Raw genomic sequence first — 20,266 nt, forward strand, 5'->3', positions numbered from 1 at the left:
ATAATTATCAATAAAACAACTAAACTTTATTATGGAAAACACAAAATTCAATTTTGCATATTTACTTTTTTTAGCCTTAGTTTCTGCTATGGGAGGTTTCTTGTTTGGGTATGATTGGGTTGTTATTGGGGGAGCAAAACCTTTTTATGAATTATTTTTTGATATTAGTTTAGAACCAACATTACAAGGTTGGGCAATGAGTAGCGCATTAATTGGTTGTATATTTGGAGCCGTTATTTCAGGCTTTGTTGCTGATAGATTTGGTAGAAAATTACCACTCATTTTTGCAGCTGCTTTATTTACAATTTCAGCATTTGGGACTGGGTATGCGAGCCAATTTACACCCTTTATTATTTACAGGCTTATTGGCGGTTTGGGCATTGGTTTAGCGTCAACCTTATCACCCATGTATATTGCAGAAATTGCACCTGCAAAATATAGAGGGCAGTTTGTAGCTATTAATCAACTTACTTTGGTAGTAGGAATTTTAGCGGCACAAATTGCTAACTTTTTTATAGCTGAAGCAATTCCAGAAAACTTTTCACCAGAAATGATTTTAGGGTCTTGGAACGGGCAAAAAGGATGGCGTTGGATGTTTTGGGCAGAATTAGTGCCGGCAATACTATTTTTTGTATTGATGTTTATTATACCTAAAAGCCCGAGGTTTTTAGTGAAAATTAATAATGCCGATGCTGCTAAAAATGTTTTAGCAAAAATTGGTGGAGACGCTTATGCTGCACAAGAATTAGCGAGTATTCAGCAAACACTTCAAGAAAGTGGTACTTCAAAAATTAGATTTTCTGATTTTAAAAGTCCTAAAATTAAGCCTATTCTAATCACCGGTATTGTATTAGCCATATTTCAACAATGGTGCGGTATAAATATTATTTTTAATTATGCTGAAGAAATATTTACTGCTGCAGGATACAGTGTAGGCGATATGCTATTTAATATTGTTATTACTGGTAGTGTGAATTTAATATTTACGCTTGTTGCAATGCGAACTGTAGATAGTTGGGGGCGTAGAAAGTTAATGCTTCTTGGATCGATAGGTTTAGGTGTGGTATACCTCATTTTAGGTGGGGCGTATTATATGGATTTCGCAGGTTGGCCAGTACTTGTTTTGGTTATCACAGCAATTGCCATTTATTCTATGTCTCTTGCTCCAATTACCTGGGTGGTTCTGTCAGAAATTTTCCCAAATAAAATACGAGGTTTGGCTATGTCTATAGCAACATTTGCTTTATGGGTAGCATCATTTATACTCACATTCACATTCCCAATTTTAAATGATGCTTTAGGAGCTTCAGGAACATTTTGGGTGTATAGTTTCATCTGTTTTTTAGGGTTCATATTTATAAAAAGCAAATTACCTGAAACCAATGGGAAGAGTTTAGAAGAAATTGAAATGGAATTAACCAAGGATAAATAAGCCAAACATCACATGAAATTTATATTGAAACAACATATCATATTAGGGCTAGTAATGCTGTTTATTTTGAATTTTGCATGCGCACAACATAAAAGCGTAGTAGAATTAGATACAGAGATAGTCTCAACTTACCTTGATTCACTCAAAACCAAATTGAAACTAAAATGGCCTAAAAATCATACTGTAAATTTAGTATTCCATGGCCATTCTGTGCCTACTGGCTATACTACAGGAGGTGTGTTAGATAGACTAAATGCATATCCATACAGAACACTAAAAAAAGTGAACGATTTTTATCCTTATTCCGTAGTAAATACCATTACAACATCAATTGGTGGAGAACAAGCAGAACAAGGAGCAAAGCGTTTTAAAGACGAAGTTTTAAATCATAAACCAGATGTACTCTTTATTGATTATGGTTTGAATGATAGAAGCATAGGTTTAGAACGCGCAAAAGTAGCATGGGAACAAATGATACAAGAAGCATTAGCCTATGGTACAAAAGTAATTCTCTTAACTCCAACACCAGATTTAATAGAAGATTTGGCTTCTGATGAAACACCATTAGCGCAACATAGCGAGCAAATTAGAGCATTGGCAAAAAAATATAATGTTGGTCTAGTGGATAATTATACCTTGTTTAAAGCATTGGCTGCCGTTCAACCATTAAGAGGCTATATGTCACAAAATAACCATATCAACCAAAAGGGACATCAGTTTGTTGCCGATGCCATTTTTGAATATTTCAAACTATAATAGAAAAACAGAATTTAAATACAATGAAGTTTTATAGAACCATAAATATCTTAACTATTTGCTTGTCAATACTTGCACTTGTTGCCTGTACAGAAAATCGGCAAAAAGAAATAGATTTAGCTGGTGAATGGAGCTTTAAAATAGATTCATTAGATGTTGGGGTTCAAAACAATTGGTTTAACGTTACTTTGGGTGATGTTGTAAAATTACCAGGTTCTATGACAGAAAATGGTAAAGGAAATGATATTACAGTTAAAACGAATTGGACAGGTAATATGTGGAACGATAGTCTTTGGTATAAAGATCCAAAGATGAAAAAATATCGTCAAAAGGGAAACGTAAAAATCCCTTTTTGGTTACAACCTGTAAAGGATTACAAAGGTGCTGCTTGGTATCAAAAAACAGTAGTAATTCCTGAGGATTGGAATAATCAAAATATAAACCTGCATTTAGAACGTGTGCATTGGGAATCTACAGTTTGGGTAGATGATAAAAAAGTAGGTATGCAAAATACCCTAGCTACTTCGCATGATTACAGTTTAACAGGTGTTTTAAACCCTGGCGAACATACTATTTCTATTCGAGTTGATAATAGAATAAAAGATATTGATGTTGGTAAAGATGCGCATAGTATATCAGATAATACACAGAGTAATTGGAATGGTATTGTAGGCGATATCAAACTTTCAGTTTCACCAAAATTAGCTTTAGGAACCATAAAATTATATCCTAACGTTTCAAACAAAACGGTAAAAGTTGTCGCACAGTTAAACAATTCTTCGAATGCAAAAAGTGCTCAATTAATTTTTCAAGCAAAAGAAAAATCTGTTGACGGTACTGTTGTAGAGGCACAGAAAAAAGATATTCAAATTACAGAAAATAAAGAGGTTGTTTTAGAATACAATATGGGCGATAACCCAAAACTTTGGGATGAATTCAACCCAAATCTTTATGAAATGCAAATTTCTTTACAATCTGATGCAGGAGTTGATACTAAAAGCATTGATTTTGGAATGCGTGATTTTAAAGCCGAAGGCACCGTTTTCACAATCAATGAGCGTCCTTTATATTTAAGAGGAACCTTAGAGTGTGCTATTTTTCCAAAAACAGGGTATCCGCCAACGGATGTAGATTCTTGGAAACGAATTTTCAAAATTATTAAAGCACACGGTTTAAATCACATGCGTTTTCATTCTTGGTGTCCTCCAGAAGCGGCATTTCAAGCTGCCGATGAAATGGGTGTGTATATCCAAGCTGAAGCATCTGCGTGGTTAGCTAATTTAGGCGACGGTAATCCAGTAGATAAATGGCTGTATAAAGAAGGTGAGGCTATTATTGATGCCTATGGTAACCATCCGTCTTTCGTTTTAATGACTTATGGTAATGAACCTAGTGGTAAACATCACAAAGAATACTTAATAAAGTACGTAAATCACTTTAAGGAATTAGATAACAGGCGTTTGTATACAAGTGGCGCAGGTTATCCGTATTTGGGTAATATGGATTATTACAACCATAGAGGACCTAGAATACAAGGTTGGAATGAAAACTTAAAAAGTATCATCAATGCGAAAGCACCTCAAACTGAATTCGATTGGCATATTTTTATCGATAAAACACCAATGCCTTATGTAAGCCATGAAATGGGACAATGGTGTGTATATCCCAACTTCAAAGAAATGTCCAAATACACAGGTGTTTTAAAACCGAAAAACTTCGAAATTTTTAAAGAAACTCTAGAGTATAATGGCATGGGTAAATTGGCTAACGAATTTCTTTTGGCCTCTGGTAAATTACAAACGCTGTGTTATAAAGCAGATATTGAAGCAGCTTTAAGAACGAAAGGAATGGCAGGTTATCAGTTGTTAGATTTACATGATTTTTCCGGTCAAGGAACAGCTTTAGTAGGTGTTTTAGATGCGTTTTGGGATGAAAAGGGATATGTTTCTCCAGAAGAATTTAGAGCATTTAGTGGTAAAACCGTGCCCCTAGCACGTTTAAAAAAGCGCACATTTAAAAATACAGATACTTTATTATCAACTATTGAAATTGCGCATTTCGGTGAAAATAGATTACAAAATGTTACGCCTAGATGGAGCTTAACAAAACCTGATGGAAGTGTGTTTGATGAAGGTAGCTTAGATAAAACAACGATTACTATTGGTAATGGAATTGCCCTTGGTAGTATTAAGAAACCACTAAAATCAATAGATAAAGCTCAAAAACTTACTTTAAACGTTATGGTTAACGATTTTAAAAACAGTTGGGATATTTGGGTGTATCCTGAAGCAAAAGCATCTATTAAAAGTGAGATAAACTATAGAGTCGCCAGTAAATTAGATGCTAAAACCATGGCTTACCTAAATAACGGTGGAACTGTGCTATTAAATATTACCAAAGGAGATATTGCACCTGAATTTGGAGGCGATATAGGAATAGGTTTTTCAAGTATCTTCTGGAATACATCATGGACCAAAGAGCAAAAACCACATACGCTTGGTATTTTGTGTAATCCAGAACATCCAGCGTTAGCAAATTTCCCAACAGAGTACCATTCCAATTGGCAATGGTGGGATGCAATGAGCCATTCAAATGCTATCATTTTTGATGAAATACCAAAACTCAACCCAATAGTAAGAGTTATTGACGACTGGTTTAAAAATAGAAAAATAGCCCTAATTTTTGAAGCAAAAGTTGGTAAAGGGAAAATATTATTTTCTGGTATAGACCTGCATACTGATATAGCAGACAGATTAGAAGCGCAACAGCTATTATACAGCCTTAAAAGGTATGTAGCAAGTGATGCCTTTAATCCTAAAATAACCATAGACAAAAATCAATTAAAGAAATTATTAAAATATTAATACACTATTTTTTTGGTGTAGTATAAATTATTAGAATATGAGAACTGTAAAAGCCTGGGAAGAAAAAGTAATTATTCCTACTTATGAAGTTGGAACTCCTGAAAAATATCCTGTTTTTTTGGAAAAGCGCGTATATCAAGCTAGTAGTGGTGCTGTTTATCCGCATCCTGTAATAGAAAAAATTAGTGACACTAAAGTCGATAAAGAATGGAATGCCATTTTTATTGAAAACGACTATATAAAGTTAATGATTTTACCCGCCTTAGGAGGAAGAATCCAAAGAGCGTATGATAAAATTAGAAAGCGTGATTTTGTATATTATAATCATGTAATTAAACCTGCGCTTGTAGGTTTGACAGGACCGTGGATTTCTGGAGGCATAGAATTTAACTGGCCACAACATCACAGACCAAGTACTTACGATCCAACAGATTTTTTTATTGAACATAATGAAGATGGTAGTAAAACAGTTTGGGTAAGCGAATTAGAGCGTATGTTTCGTACTAAAGGTATGGCAGGTTTTACATTACATCCAGATAAAGCCTATATTGAAATTAAAGCACATTTATATAACAGGACGCCACATCCTCAAACATTTTTATGGTGGGCGAATCCTGCGGTAGCGGTAAACGACCATTATCAGTCCGTTTTTCCACCAGATGTAAATGCAGTATTTGACCACGGTAAACGAGATGTATCTGAATTTCCAATAGCAAAAGGCGAATATTACAAAGTAGATTATTCTCCTGGGACAGATATATCTAGATATAAAAATATTCCGGTACCAACAAGTTATATGGCTATCACATCTAAATATGATTTTGTTGGTGGTTATGAAAATGATTCAAAAGGCGGCTTGTTACATGTTGCAGACCACAATGTATCTCCAGGGAAAAAACAATGGACTTGGGGTAATGGCGAGTTTGGGAAAGCATGGGATAGAAATTTAACAGATAAAGATGGACCATATATTGAATTGATGTGTGGTGTTTACACAGATAATCAACCTGATTTCTCTTGGATGCATCCGTATGAAGAAAAAAGCTTTAAGCAATATTTTATGCCTTATTATAACGTAGGTGTTGTAAAAAATGCAACTAAAGAAGCTTTAGTAAATCTTGAAATGGTGGATGGTAAAGCGTTAATAAAAGTTTATGTAACGTCTACCTATGATAATTGTATAGTAACATTAAAAGCAGAAAATAAAGTGTTACACGACGAGGTTTTAAATCTTTCGCCAGAAATAGGATTTGAAAAAGCTATAGATATTAAGCATTTTAAGTTTAACGATTTACAAATTTCGGTTAATGATAGTGCAGGAAAAGTATTAGTAGCATGGGAGCCAGACAAAGATTTATCTGAAGAAATTCCTGAGCCTGCAAAAGCTGCTAAAGACCCAAAGGATATTGATACCGTTGAAGGGTTGTATTTAAGAGGATTACATTTAGAGCAGTATAGGCATGCCACTTTTAATGCAACAGATTATTATGAAGAAGCGTTAAAAAGAGTGCCAACTGATGTGCGTTGTAATAACGCCATGGGACTTTGGTGCATGCGTAAAGGGCAATTAGAAAAGGCTATCGGGTATTTTGATACTGCTATTGAAACGTTAACAAGCCATAACCCAAACCCGTATGATGGAGAACCGTATTTTAACAAGGGATTAGCTCTTAATTATTTGGGGAAAAAGGATGAAGCTTATGCAAGTTTCTTTAAATCGTGCTGGAATGCACAATGGCAAGATGCAGGTTATTTTAATCTAGCTCAGATAGACTGTTCTAAAGGTGATTTAGAGAAAGCTTTAGATTTGGTAGATAGAGCTTTAATTAAAAACTGGCATAACCATAAAGCGAGACATTTAAAAGTTATTATTTTAAGAAAACAGGGTAGTGTTGAAGCTGCTAGCAAATTGATAGAAGAGTCCTTAGTTATTGATAAATTTAATTTTGGCGTTTTATTCGAGCGTTACATTTTGTCAAGAAAACAAGCAGATTTAGAGGCTTTCAAAAGTATTTTAAGAGATTATACACATAATTACATAGAGTTTTCTTTGGATTATGCTATGGCTGGTCAGTATGATGAAGCTATTGCCTTATTAAAAGTGCATACTAATGCTAATGATAGCGTGTATCCAATGGTACACTACTTTATGGGGTGGTATTTTACTCAAAATGGAAATGATGCTAATGCATTAGCTGCTTACAAAAAAGCATCGAAAATGCCAGATACCTATTGTTTTCCTAATAAAATAGAAGAAGTTTTAGCGTTACAATCGGCTTGTAAAGCAAACCCTGTTGATGCCAAAGCATTTTACTACTTAGGAAACTTTTGGTACGCTAACAGACAATATAAAAAAGCTCAAGACTGTTGGGAAACTTCTGTTAAATTAGATGATGGTTTCGCTATTACACACCGTAATTTGGCATTATTATATTACAATAAAACAAACCAAAAAGAATTAGCAGTAATGCATTTAGAAAAAGCTTTTCAGCTTGATAATACAGATGCTAGATTATTAATGGAGTTAGACCAACTGTATAAGAAAATCAATATTTCAGTTGATAAACGTTTAGCGCTATTAGAACAATATATAGAATTAACAAATTCTAGAGATGACTTATACTTAGAGCGTATTTCACTGTATAATTTGAAAGGGGAATTCGAAAAAGCAAAGGAATTGATAGAAAATCGTCAGTTTCATCCTTGGGAAGGTGGTGAAGGTAAAGTGCCTTTTCAATATTTAACAGCTTATACCGAACTTGCAAAGAAAAATATTAACTTAAAAAACTTTGATTACGCAATTAAGCTGTTAGAAGCAACAAAAACCTATCCTCATAATTTAGGAGAAGGGAAGTTACACGGTACTGTTGAAAATGATATTGACTACTGGTTAGGTTGCGCTTATGAAGGCTTAGGGAATTCTAACAAAGCAAAGGCTTATTTTGAATTAGCGTCAGAAGGTTTAAGTGATCCAAGTCCTGCGATTTTTTATAATGACCAACAGCCAGATAAAATTTTCTATCAAGGTTTGGCCTTACAAAAATTAGGGAAATTAAAGGAAGCAAATATAAGGTTTAATAATTTGTTAAATTACGGAAAAGCTCATATTAATGATAATGTTAAGTTGGATTATTTTGCAATTTCATTGCCAGATTTATTGATATGGGAAGAAGACTTAAATGTAATTAACAAAATACATTGTAACTTTTTAATAGGACTAGGGCAATTAGGTTTTGGTAAAAGTGCTGAGGCCACTAAAGCATTTACGAAAGTAATACAAACTAATTTATGTCATATCCCAGCAAATATTCATGCAGAATTGGTAAATGCTTAAGTTTTATAGAAATGAATTATAAATTCCATTTTAAAAGTGCATTGTTTATATTGCTATTAACAGCCAATTATTTTGCACACTCACAAAAAGAAAAACCTAATATCGTCATCATTTACGTTGACGACTTAGGATTTGGCGATATTGGAGTAAACGGTGCTGTTGGAGTTAAAACACCAAATATTGATACCCTTGCGGAAAATGGATTGAATTTTACCGATGCCCATTGTAGTGCATCAACATGTACACCATCTCGTTATTCATTGTTAACTGGTAGTTACGCGTTTAGAAATAATGCTGCCATTTTAGAAGGCGATGCGCCTTTAATTATAGACACCACAAAGGAAACCTTACCAAAAATGTTACAAAAAGCAGGTTACACTACGGGCGTAGTTGGTAAGTGGCATTTAGGTTTAGGAAAAGGAAAAATAAACTGGAATAAACGCATTCCCTTAGGTCCAAAGGAAGTTGGATTTGATTATAGTTTTTTAATTCCCGCTACTGGAGATAGAGTACCGTGTGTATTTTTAGAAAATCAGAAAGTAGTGGGGTTAGATTTAAATGATCCTATTACGGTAAGTTATGGTGCAAGAATTGAAGGGTATCCTTGGGGTTTTAAGCATCCAGAATTACTAAAACAACATACAGACCCTTATCATCAAGGTGCTGTTATAAATGGTATCAGTCGTATTGGGTATATGAAAGGTGGAAAAGATGCCCTTTGGATTGATGAAGACATTCCGTTTGTACTTTCAGAAACAGCAAATGGTTTTATAGAAGACCATAAAGACAATGCATTTTTTTTATATTTCTCATTACACGATATTCATCAACCAAGAATAGCTAATATTAAATTTGTGGAAAGTAGTACCATGGGACCACGAGGCGATGTTATTGCTCAAATGGATTGGTGTGTTGGTCAGGTAACCCAGAGCTTAAAGAAAGCAAATGTTCTAGAAAACACTTTAATTATTTTTACAAGTGATAACGGACCTATTTTGGATGATGGCTATTTAGATTATGCAAGAGAACTCGTGGGAGAACATAAACCAGCTGGAATTTATAGAGGTTCAAAATATTCGGTTTATGAGGCAGGAACAAGAATGCCAACCATTGTGCATTGGCCAAAAAAAGTAAAGCCAGGTGTAAGTGATGCGTTGTTATCTCAAGTAGATTTATATAAATCTTTAGCTTGCTTAGTAGGTCAAGATGTTGAAAAAGGAGCTGCGCCAGATAGTCAAGATTTTTTAAAATCGTGGTTAGGGAAATCCCAAAAAGGGCGAGAGATTTTACTAGAAGAAGCTTATACTTATGGATTAAGAATGGGGAATTGGAAATATATAAAGCCTAAAAATAAACCAGTACCTAATTGGATAGTTCAAAAATTTGTGGATCCTGGATTTAGTGAAGAAGTACAACTATTCAATTTAGAAGATGACCCTTCCGAAAGTAATAATGTTTATAAATATCACCCAGACATTGTTAAAGTCATGGAAAGTGAATTAGTAAAAATCATGAAACGAAAAAGTTAATTTGATGTGATATTTTAGAATAACCTTTAAAATTTTTCTTATGAAACATAATAATAGTATACTAGTTTTTTTAATCGTATTCTCTTTTTTAAGCAGTTGTAAAGAACCAGAAGTCAATATGATTGATATCTCTGGAATATGGTCTGTACAGTTGGATTCAACAAATGTTGGAGTTACAGAAAACTGGGCTTCTAATAAGCTTTCAGGTACTCCTATTACATTGCCAAATACCTTGGATGGTGCAGAAATTGGAACACCAAGTACGTTAGAGCCAGCATTAAATAATTATGTAATGTCTAACCTAACACGAAAGCATCAATATATTGGTAAAGCTTGGTATCAAAAGGAAATTGAAATACCAACAGCATGGAATGACAAAAATATAGAGTTAGGTTTAGAGCGTATTATCTGGGAATCTTCAGTGTATGTAGATGGTAAGCTTATAGGTCGTGCTAATAGTTTGGTAGGGCGTCATAATTACAATTTAAGTAAAAATTTAACCCCTGGAAAGCATTTACTAACCATTTGCATAGATAATTCAAACAAATTTCCGCTAATAAATGTTGCTGGAAGTATGTATCCAGATGTTGTAAATCAGGACATGGCGCATGCTTATACTAACCATACTCAAATTAAATGGAATGGTATACTGGGTGATATTACATTAGTTGCATCTGTAAAAAATGCACCAGAGAATGTACAGGTGTATCCAAACAAGCAACTAGATAAATTAAAGGTGGTTTTTAATCAATCTGAGGCTATTAAAGGAGTTGTTAGCTTAGTAGTTAAGTCTGTTGATGGTGTTGAAGTTTTTAACGATAATGTTAAAACTTCAAAAACTTCAAATAATAGCTATGCTATAGAAATTGATAAACCAAAAAAGTTGGAGTTATGGGATGAGTTTAATCCAAACCTTTATGATGTTAGCGTAATAACAAAGACCGGAGAAGCTAGCGCACGTTTTGGGTACAAGTTTGTAAGTAGTAACAAGGGTGATTTATTGCTTAATGATACGCGTATTTTTTTACGAGGAAATTTAGAGTGTGTTATTTTTCCTTTAACAGGGCATCCACCAACAGAAAAAGAAGATTGGGCCAAATTAATTAAACAAGCCAAAGATTACGGGTTAAACCACTTACGTTTTCATTCTTGGTGTCCACCAAAAGCAGCATTTGAGGCAGCCGATGAAGCAGGGTTTTATGTTCAAGTAGAGCTACCACATTGGAGTTTAAAAGTAGGTGAAGATGCTAAAACTACCGCGTTTTTAAAAGCTGAAGCTGATAAAATATTGAAAGATTACGGTAACCATCCATCATTTATATTTATGGCTTTAGGTAATGAATTGCAAGGTGATATTAGTGTGTTAAATGATATAGTAGCAAATTTAAAACCTAAAGATGATAGACATTTGTATGCTACAACGGCATTTTCTTTTCAGCAACCAACAGGAACGAGACCCGAACAAGAGGATGAGTTTTTTATAGCGCAATGGACAGATAAAGGTTGGATTCGAGGACAAGGTATTTTTAATGCTAAACCGCCACATTTTGATGCTGATTATACCTCAGGTAGTGAGCATATAAACATGCCGTTAGTGTCTCATGAAATTGGGCAGTATTCTGTGTATCCAGATATGAGTGAAATTGAAAAATATACAGGTGTTTTAAAACCTTTAAATTTTATTGCTGTAAAAAATGATTTAGATAAAAAAGGACTTTTAGATTTAGCTCCAGACTTTACATATAACTCTGGTAAGTTAGCAGCATTATTATACAAAGAAGAAATAGAGCGGGCGTTAAAAACGCCGAGTTTTGATGGTTTTCAATTGCTTCAATTACAAGATTTTCCTGGGCAAGGTACAGCATTGGTTGGTTTGCTAAATGCTTTTTGGGAGTCTAAAGGGGTTATTTCGGCTGAAGAATTTAGTCAATTTAATAGTGAATTAGTACCATTAATTAGATTTAAAAAGGCTGTTTATGAATTTGGAGAAACTTTTGAAGCCTCTATAGAGATAGCAAATTTCTACAAACAGTTAAACAGTCAGGCTATAGATTGGATAATTACAGATGAATCTGGTAACGAAATTAAAAAAGGAAGTTTTAATAACATTAATTTGTCTATTGGAAATAACACAAATTTGGGCACTATTAATTATGCTGTTGAAACTAAAGCAGCGAAAAAGCTAACAGTTACGGTAAGTTTAAATAATACGAAATATAAAAATAGCTGGAATATTTGGGTGTACCCAAAAGAAGTTTCAACAACGTCGAGTCATGTTTTAATAACATCATCAATTAATCAGGCAATAAAAGCTTTAAGCGAAGGAAAAAAAGTGTTGTTAAATCCAGATCCAAAAACCTTAAAAGGAATCACAGGTCGTTTCGTTCCTGTATTTTGGAGTCCTGTGCATTTTCCTAATCAGCCAGCTACAATGGGCGTGATGTTAGATGAAAAGCACCCTGTATTTAATAAATTCCCGACCGATTCTCATACCAATTGGCAGTGGTGGGATTTATGTATTAATTCAAAATCTATCATTACAGATTCTATAAATGTTAAACCTTTAGTGCGTGTTATAGATAATTTTGTAACCAACCACCATTTAACCAGTTTATTTGAAGCTAAAGTAGGGAAAGGGCAATTGGTGTTTTCGTCCATAGATTTATCATCAAAATTAAAAGAAAGGCCAGTGGCAAGACAGTTGATAAGTAGTGTTTTAGAGTATATGGAAAGTAAAGATTTTGCCCCTGTAAACGATATTACAATTGAAGATTTGAAAGCCTTGAAAATAGAAGGTAAACAATCTGACTTTTCAGCAAAGGATATATATAAATAAATATAATACTTATCAAAACAACATGATTTAAGATGTTTATTTTAAGTGTGTTGTGGTAGTCTTAAAAATTATAATTATGAATAAAAGGAAAAATTATTTTAATGGTATAGCACTTGTTTTTAGTTTTTTTTTATTGGCTTTTATGTTTTTCGCTTGTAGCGGAGATAATAGTACTTCGTCAGACGACGAGAAATTTAATGACGACGATAAAAACCCGGATGAAGTTGCTAAGCCTTTATTAAATTCTGTAAACACAAGTGGTTGGGTATTAATGTTCGAGGATAACTTTGATAAATTTGAGCCTACAAAATGGACTAAAAATAATTCAGTTAAAAGTAGAGCGGGAAGACCAAATATAGGAATTACGCAATGGTTTTGGAAACCAGAAAATGTAAGTTATGAAGATGGGAATGTGGTGTTAAAAAGCTTAAAAGTCAGTGATAATACATTGCATTGCGGCTCTATATATTCTAATAACTTATTTGAGTTTAAGTATGGCTACATTGAAGCAAAAATTGATATTGCAGAAACTATGTTTGGAACACATACAGCGCTTTGGCTTCAAGGTGATAATATGGGAAATGTTGATGGCACAGGGAATGACGGTGCAGAAATAGATGTATTCGAATCGGCTTGGGTTGGTAATTTTACTAAAAGTGTAGTACATATAGATGGTTATGGTGCTTCAAAAAAAGCAAATACAAGGCGATATGAAACACCAGGGATACATTCAGGCTATCATACTTATGGGCTTTTATGGAACGAAGATAAACTAGAAGTCTATTACGATGGTCAATTCATGACGCGTTATCAAGGTATATGGGTTCCAAAAGTTGAAGAATTCTTGTGGCTTTCTACTGGGGCTAGTTTTGGAGGAACAGCAGATTTTACATCAAGAGCTATTGGAGCGTCTACAGAAGCTAAAGTAGATTATATTCGAGTTTGGAAAATGAATTAGTAGGTAAAAAGTGTTTTTGTCTATGTATTGGTAATCTTAGTCCATTTAAACGTTTGTTTAATGGACTATTTTTATACCTAAATATTAACAACTAAACTTTATATTATGAAACAAAAAATTACTTTTTTATTTTTAATAAGTTGCTCCGGGTTGATTTTTGGGCAAACGATGGTTAATGATTTTGAAGCAGGTTCTTTAGCTGTTGAACCGCTTTTTGGAGCCACGGCAAGTGTAGTTGCGAATCCGCAACCTACTTCTACTGTTAATACTACGAGCAATTGTTTGCAAATAGGAAGAACAAATGATAACTGGTTTTCTCTGGTTAGAATAAATGTTGACCCAGATATAACAATAGGTCCTACTGAGACAAAATATCTTAGTCTTTTAGTTTATAGATTAAATACCGATTTAGCGTGTCGTTTTAATGGGGATAGCGATACTAGTAATGGTTCTAATCCTGGGGTTATTAGAGCTGTTAATAGTCATTCTGGATCCGATGCATGGGAAGAATTAATTATCCCAGTAGAGTTTCCTAGAGATGCAGGTACATTCAGTTTAGGTACGCTTTTTAATCTAGTATTTCATCCTAATATTAAAAATTTTAGTAATGCAAATCCGAGCATATTAAACAATACAGATACTTTTCTTTATATTGACGAACTTAAAATTTTAGACGCTAATCCATTAAGTACAAAAGGTTTTGAATTAGAAAAGAGTATTTCTTTATACCCAAACCCTGCTCAATCTTCATTTAAAGTAACATCAAGAAATAATGTAGAAATTAAAAATGTCTCAATTTATACTTTATTAGGAAAACAAATTAAAAGTTTAAAAAGAATAAATAAAAATGAATACGATATAAGTAGCTTAGCTTCTGGTATGTATCTTGTTAAGATGACTGATAGTAATGGAGGTGTAGCTTCTAAAAAATTAATTAAAAATTAAGATTACAAATCTATTAGTTAATAAAATAATTTTTTTTACAAGAGAACAGATATGTAAAATATATCTGTTCTTTTTTGTTTAAATGACATAAGAATTTATAAGATTGTGTTTAGTATAGTAATTACATGTTACTGTTAAATTATATAAAATGAATATCTATTTAAAAGTATTTGCCGTTTTAGTATTGTTTGTTTCTTGTAAAGATCAAATGGTTTCAAGTCCTATTTATACTGCAGGAAAATGGGAGGCTCCGGAATGGGAAAACCCTGAAGTGTTTCAAATAAATAGAGAGCCCGCTAGAGCTACCTTTTATAATTTTGAAAGTATTGACGAAATAGATTCGTCTAAAGGCTGGACGGAATCTTCAAGCTACAAGCTTTTAAATGGTACTTGGCATTTTTATTATGCTGATAGTGTGCAAGGAAGACCTGTTGATTTTTATAAAGAAAATTTTAGTTTAAAAGGATGGGATACTATTAGTGTGCCCTCTAATTGGGAGATGCAAGGTTTTGGACTACCGATTTACACAAATATCGTCTATGTATTTCCTAAAAACCCACCTTTTATTCCGCATAATATAAATAATGTTGGGAGTTATAAACGCGATTTTGAAATTCCTTCTAATTGGAGTGGTAAAGATATTTATTTGCATTTTGCTGGTGTTAGTGGTGCCATGTATGTATATGTAAATGGTACACAAGTTGGGTATAGTGAGGGCAGTAAAACTCCAGCAGAGTTTAATATTACAGAACATATTCGAGCAGGTAAAAATCAAATTGCTGTGCAGGTGTTACGTTGGTCTGATGCAAGTTATATCGAAGATCAAGATTTTTGGAGATTAAGCGGTATAGAACGCGATGTGTATTTAAGAGCAGATAACCCTATTGCGATAAATGATTTTAAAGTAGGAAGCGATTTAATAAACGACTATAAAGACGGGGCGTTTAGTGTAAATGTTGAACTTAAAAACACTAAAAACTTAATCAAAAAGCGAAAATTAAATGTAGAACTTTTTGATGCTAATAATGATAAAGTATTTAGTGACACAAAAATAATTGAAGTTGTTACGCCAAAATTAAAAACTTTATTTGAGGGTGTAATTTCTGGTGTAAAACCATGGACTGCCGAAACACCAAATTTATATAAAGCAATTTTAACTTTAAGTAATTCTCAAAATAAAATATTACAAGCAACTTCTGTACAAGTTGGTTTTAGAAATATTAAAATAGAAAATAACCAATTTTTAGTTAACGGTAAACCTGTTTTAATAAAAGGCGTTAATCTTCATGATCACGATGAAAATACAGGACATGTTATTAATGAAGATTTAACCATTAAAGATTTAAGGTTGATGAAGGAGAATAACGTTAACGCCATACGTTGTAGCCATTATCCAAAAAATCCATTCTTTTATTCTCTATGCGATATATATGGCTTTTATGTTATAGATGAAGCTAATATTGAAACCCATGGTATGGGAACAACCAACCAAGGGTTAGATAAAAAACCAGAACTTAAAAAAGAGCATCCAGCTTATCGAAAAGATTGGAAATCAGCACATTTAGATAGAACGATTAGAATGTTTGAAAGGGATAAAAACCATCCGTCAATAGTGACATGGTCTTTAGGTAACGAAGCAGGAAACGGCGATAACTTTTATGCTACATACAAGTGGTTAAAAGAAAATGATCTTACAAGACCCACCCAATACGAAGGCGCTACGCATTATGTAAATACAGATATTCAAGCACCTATGTACGACCGTATTCCGCAACTTATTAAGTATGCTGAAAACAAACCTAAGCGGCCATTAATTCTATGTGAGTACTCGCATGCTATGGGAAATAGTTTAGGAAACTTTAAAGACTATTGGGATGTTATTCGAAAATATGATGTGCTTCAAGGTGGCTTTATTTGGGATTGGGTAGATCAAGGACTTGTAGCCAAAACAGAAAACGGACAGAAATATTGGGGGTATGGTGGTGATTTTAAAGCAGCGCATCTTCAACATGATGCTAATTTTTGTTTAAATGGTATTGTAAATCCAGACCGAACACCGCACCCAGGCTTAGAAGAGCTTAAAAAAGTATATCAAAACATTCAATTTTCTGATGTTAATTTTAAAGCGGGTCATGTTAAAGTTACAAACGAATATTTTTTTACTAATTTAAATAATTTCAAAATTGGTTGGGAACTATTTGAAGAAGGAAAAATAATAGATTCAGGTAGTTTTGGAGTTGTTAATCTAGAGCCAGGAAAGGCTAAGGTTTTAGAGTTTAAACTACCAAATTTAGATTTTAGTAAAAAAGAATATGCACTTAATTTCTCAGCATTGACTCAAGTTGAGTTGCCATTACTGTCTAAAGGGTTTCCTGTAGCTAAAGAACAATTTATAACGGGTAACTATGTCTCTGGTTTTATGAAGCCCACTAGCGATAAACTTCTTGTTTCTACTGAAGGGAATGAAGTTGTCTTTAAATCAAAAACGTTTACCTTTAGTTTTAATATAGTATCTGGAAAATTATCGAAGCTAGATTATGGTAATGGAAATGTAATTCTTCAAGGGATATCTCCCAATTTTTGGAGAGCAACAACAGATAATGACTATGGGTTTAACATGCCAAAGCATTTAGGGGTTTGGAAAAAAGCAACCCAAGATCAAATGTTAGTGTCCATGCAACTAAAAGATGCGGATCGCGTTTTAGATATTGATTTAAATACGCAAATTTCAAATTTCCAAAGTAATTCCGTTAGTCTTGAGGTTGTTTATAATTTACCTAATGATATGGCTAAAATTAAGATGAATTATAAAGTTGACGCATCTGGTCAGTTCACCATTACAAATACATTAACCAATGTAAAAAAGGATTTACCCAATATGCCTCGCTTTGGAACAAATTTTATTATAAACAATGAATTTGATCAAGTCAGTTGGTATGGACGCGGGCCATTAGAAAACTATCAAGACAGAAACACATCGCAATTTGTTGGTACATATAAAGCTTCGGTAGAAGATTTATACGTACCCTACATAAGACCTCAAGAAAACGGGTATAAAACAGATGTGCGGTGGGTAACATTTACGAATAGAAATGGGAAAGGTATAAAAGTTTTAGGTCCAGAATTAATAAGTTTTAGTGCACATCATCAATACAATTCGGATTTTGATGCAGGAGAAACTAAACAACAGCGTCATACCATAGATATTGTGAAAAGGGATTTAGTAAATATAAACATAGATAACGTACAAATGGGTATTGGTGGCGATACAAGTTGGTGGACAAGGCCTTTGAAGCAATATCAAATAGAAGCAAAAAATCAATCCTATTCATACAGTATCTTGCCTTTACGCTAAAATAAAAATCTTTAAAACATTATGAATGAACAGATATTTTAGATTGTTAATACCTTTTGTTTTTATTTTCTCTTGCAAGTCAAATCCAGAGCGTGTGCAAAGTGATAATATAAAAAATGAAAAACCCAATATTATTGTTGTTTTGGTTGATGATGCGGGGTATATTGACTTTGGTTTTATGGGAAGTAAAGATTTGCAAACGCCGCATATTGATGCTTTAGCAAAAAGCGGCGTAAAATTTACAGACGCTCATGTTAGTGCTACGGTTTGCGCACCGTCTAGAGCAGGCTTAATTACGGGTAAATACCAACAGCGCTTTGGTTTTGAGGCTAATGGTACTGGAGGTATTGGTTTAAGTAGCGATGTTGCTACCATTGCCGATGTTTTTAAAAGCAATGGCTATAATACTTATGCTTTAGGTAAATGGCACTTAGGTACAGATGAGTCAGATCATCCAAACCAACGCGGATTTGATGAGTTTTATGGTTTTCTTGCTGGAAGCCGTTCTTACTTTCCGTTAGAAAATCCTTCAAAAGATAAGATGTTGCAACTTAATGGCAAACGCGTAGTTTTTAAAGGTTATATGACAGATGTTTTAGGAGACCAATCAGTGAAATATGTAGAGGCTTCAAAAGACACCCCATTCTTTATGTATTTGTCTTATAATGCTGTACATACACCAATGCATGCTAAGGCAGATGATTTAGAAAAATTTAAAGATCATCCAAGAAAAAAATTAGCAGCAATGACTTGGAATTTAGATGAAAATATTGGCAAATTATTAGATAAACTGGAGGTATTAGGAAAAAGAGATAATACCTTGATCTATTTTTTGAGTGATAATGGTGGAGCTCATAATAATCAATCTTTAACAGGGGTATTAAAAGGATGGAAAGGTAATAAATTTGAAGGTGGACATCGTGTGCCATTTGTTATGTCATGGCCTAAAAAGATTGCTTCTGGAAGTTCGTTTGATGGTTTAATATCGTCTTTGGATATATTTACAACATCAATAGCTGCTGCAAATATTGCTATTCCAGAAAAGCTTGAATTAGATGGTGTAAACTTAATGCCTTATTTACAAGGCGAGGCGCAAGGAGATCCTCATAAACAGCTTTTTTGGAGAAAACTAGATGAGTCGGCCGTAAGAATGGGGGATTATAAAATAATTAACCTTAGAAATTACGGTACTACTATGTATAATTTGAGTGCAGATTTAGGAGAAACTATAGATTTATCTCAAAATAACCCTAAACAATTTGACTCTATTTGGTCAGCTTATAATATATGGGAAAAACAGTTAATAGACCCTTTGTGGCAAGAAGAACAGTATTGGATGGATGTTACATATCATATTCATAAACAGCTAATGGAAAATAAGGAGGCTGAGTATAAGGATATTTGGAGTCCTGCTTTTATAATACAAAATAATAAATAGGTATATAAAACCTAATGTATATATAAATTAAAAACATCCTTACTAAAGTTGTAATTAAGCTTTAATAAGGATGTTTTTTGTATCAATAGTTGTTAGCCTATAGGTTGTTTACTTTAAATTCCCATGTAGGACTGGATGTTTGAGCTCCTTTGTCGTCTTTAGAAATAACTTTCCAATAGTATTTTGTATTTGCAGTATCGGCCGTTACATCTAAGGACGTATTCGAAATATTTTCGGCAACTAGAGTTAATGCATTTTTATCTTTACCAAAATACACATTAAACTTTAAAGGATCCTCGTCAACATCAGATGCTGTCCATTCTAGATTAATCGTGCTAACATTATTAAAGTTTTGACCAACAAAAGGAGTTGTGTTTGCAGGCGAAAAAGGCAAATTATTGGTGTTTGGTACTTCTTCAGTATAGAATTGAGAAAATGGAGAATAAGCACTTTCTATCTTTTTAGTACTCTTAGCTTTAACTCTCCAATAGTAAGCAACGCCCTTGTCTAAGGTTACGATTTTTGATAGAGACGTTTGTACTTCTGAGGTTACAATGTTTGAAAATTGATTATCAGTTGCAATTTCAAACGTGTAAATAACAGAGCTACCGTCTTCATTTGTAGAAGCGTTCCAAGTAAAATTAAGGGTATTGTCAATACATAATTGATCTTCACTAGGAAATACCAATTGAGGTACTGTTGGTGTACTGTCTGTTCCCGAACCTTTATTACCACCATCACCGGCATCATCACTTGATCCAGAAGAACAAGATATGGAGAGCGTACTAAAAACTAAAATATATAATAACTTTTTCATCT

The 20,266-nt window shown here is 33.5% G+C and carries 11 protein-coding genes; 10 read left to right on the plus strand and 1 reads right to left on the minus strand.

The genetic code is table 11. From position 1 onward, the window contains the following. Positions 1-31 precede the first annotated feature (31 nt). The 10 genes from BMY96_RS09450 (at position 32) to BMY96_RS09495 (ending at position 19,447) form a co-directional block, all read left to right on the plus strand. The gene (locus BMY96_RS09450) at positions 32-1,432 is read left to right on the plus strand and encodes a sugar porter family MFS transporter (protein WP_092851576.1); all 1,401 of its coding nucleotides are present in this window, start codon (positions 32-34) and stop codon (positions 1,430-1,432) included. A gap of 12 nt (positions 1,433-1,444) precedes the next feature. Further along, the gene (locus BMY96_RS09455; RefSeq protein WP_217639592.1) at positions 1,445-2,188 is read left to right on the plus strand and encodes an SGNH/GDSL hydrolase family protein; all 744 of its coding nucleotides are present in this window, start codon (positions 1,445-1,447) and stop codon (positions 2,186-2,188) included. Between the two features lie 23 nt (positions 2,189-2,211). After that, positions 2,212-5,052, plus strand: a complete 2,841-nt coding sequence (locus BMY96_RS09460; protein ID WP_092851578.1) for a DUF8487 domain-containing protein — start codon at positions 2,212-2,214, stop codon at positions 5,050-5,052. A 37-nt stretch (positions 5,053-5,089) separates the two neighbouring features. Beyond that, a complete protein-coding gene (locus tag BMY96_RS09465; protein ID WP_092851579.1) occupies positions 5,090-8,386 on the plus strand; it encodes a DUF5107 domain-containing protein in 3,297 nt (1,098 codons plus the stop codon). 11 nt (positions 8,387-8,397) lie between these two features. Next, entirely contained in the window at positions 8,398-9,915 is a 1,518-nt protein-coding gene (locus BMY96_RS09470) for a sulfatase family protein (RefSeq protein ID WP_092851581.1), read from the plus strand. 40 nt (positions 9,916-9,955) lie between these two features. After that, positions 9,956-12,751 (plus strand): DUF8487 domain-containing protein, encoded by a 2,796-nt coding sequence (locus BMY96_RS09475; RefSeq protein ID WP_092851582.1) that lies wholly within the window; start codon positions 9,956-9,958, stop codon positions 12,749-12,751. Positions 12,752-12,827: 76 nt separating this feature from the next. After that, positions 12,828-13,709 (plus strand): glycoside hydrolase family 16 protein, encoded by an 882-nt coding sequence (locus BMY96_RS09480; protein ID WP_092851583.1) that lies wholly within the window; start codon positions 12,828-12,830, stop codon positions 13,707-13,709. A 105-nt stretch (positions 13,710-13,814) separates the two neighbouring features. Then, positions 13,815-14,654: a T9SS type A sorting domain-containing protein gene (locus BMY96_RS09485; protein WP_092851585.1), complete on the plus strand. Its 840-nt coding sequence runs from the start codon at positions 13,815-13,817 to the stop codon at positions 14,652-14,654. Positions 14,655-14,802: 148 nt separating this feature from the next. Continuing rightward, complete coding sequence (gene lacZ, locus BMY96_RS09490) at positions 14,803-18,009, plus strand: beta-galactosidase, LacZ type (RefSeq protein ID WP_092851587.1); 3,207 nt, start codon at positions 14,803-14,805, stop codon at positions 18,007-18,009. A 25-nt stretch (positions 18,010-18,034) separates the two neighbouring features. Next, the gene (locus BMY96_RS09495; RefSeq protein ID WP_092851589.1) at positions 18,035-19,447 is read left to right on the plus strand and encodes a sulfatase-like hydrolase/transferase; all 1,413 of its coding nucleotides are present in this window, start codon (positions 18,035-18,037) and stop codon (positions 19,445-19,447) included. Between the two features lie 97 nt (positions 19,448-19,544). On the opposite strand, the gene BMY96_RS09500 is transcribed toward BMY96_RS09495, so the two are convergent. Further along, positions 19,545-20,264: a fibronectin type III domain-containing protein gene (locus tag BMY96_RS09500; RefSeq protein WP_092851591.1), complete on the minus strand. Its 720-nt coding sequence runs from the start codon at positions 20,262-20,264 to the stop codon at positions 19,545-19,547. Positions 20,265-20,266: the final 2 nt, after the last annotated feature.

The sequence above is a fragment of the Algibacter pectinivorans genome, from assembly GCF_900112595.1.
Lineage (GTDB): Bacteria > Bacteroidota > Bacteroidia > Flavobacteriales > Flavobacteriaceae > Algibacter_B > Algibacter_B pectinivorans.

What these genes read in the sequence shown, in the direction of transcription:
- BMY96_RS09450 (WP_092851576.1), top strand. Translation starts at nt 32, where the DNA reads ATGGAAAACACAAAATTCAATTTTGCATATTTACTTTTTTTAGCCTTA.
- BMY96_RS09455 (WP_217639592.1), top strand. Translation starts at nt 1,445, where the DNA reads ATGAAATTTATATTGAAACAACATATCATATTAGGGCTAGTAATGCTG.
- BMY96_RS09460 (WP_092851578.1), top strand. Translation starts at nt 2,212, where the DNA reads ATGAAGTTTTATAGAACCATAAATATCTTAACTATTTGCTTGTCAATA.
- BMY96_RS09465 (WP_092851579.1), top strand. Translation starts at nt 5,090, where the DNA reads ATGAGAACTGTAAAAGCCTGGGAAGAAAAAGTAATTATTCCTACTTAT.
- BMY96_RS09470 (WP_092851581.1), top strand. Translation starts at nt 8,398, where the DNA reads ATGAATTATAAATTCCATTTTAAAAGTGCATTGTTTATATTGCTATTA.
- BMY96_RS09475 (WP_092851582.1), top strand. Translation starts at nt 9,956, where the DNA reads ATGAAACATAATAATAGTATACTAGTTTTTTTAATCGTATTCTCTTTT.
- BMY96_RS09480 (WP_092851583.1), top strand. Translation starts at nt 12,828, where the DNA reads ATGAATAAAAGGAAAAATTATTTTAATGGTATAGCACTTGTTTTTAGT.
- BMY96_RS09485 (WP_092851585.1), top strand. Translation starts at nt 13,815, where the DNA reads ATGAAACAAAAAATTACTTTTTTATTTTTAATAAGTTGCTCCGGGTTG.
- lacZ (WP_092851587.1), top strand. Translation starts at nt 14,803, where the DNA reads ATGAATATCTATTTAAAAGTATTTGCCGTTTTAGTATTGTTTGTTTCT.
- BMY96_RS09495 (WP_092851589.1), top strand. Translation starts at nt 18,035, where the DNA reads ATGAACAGATATTTTAGATTGTTAATACCTTTTGTTTTTATTTTCTCT.
- BMY96_RS09500 (WP_092851591.1), bottom strand. Translation starts at nt 20,264, where the DNA reads ATGAAAAAGTTATTATATATTTTAGTTTTTAGTACGCTCTCCATATCT.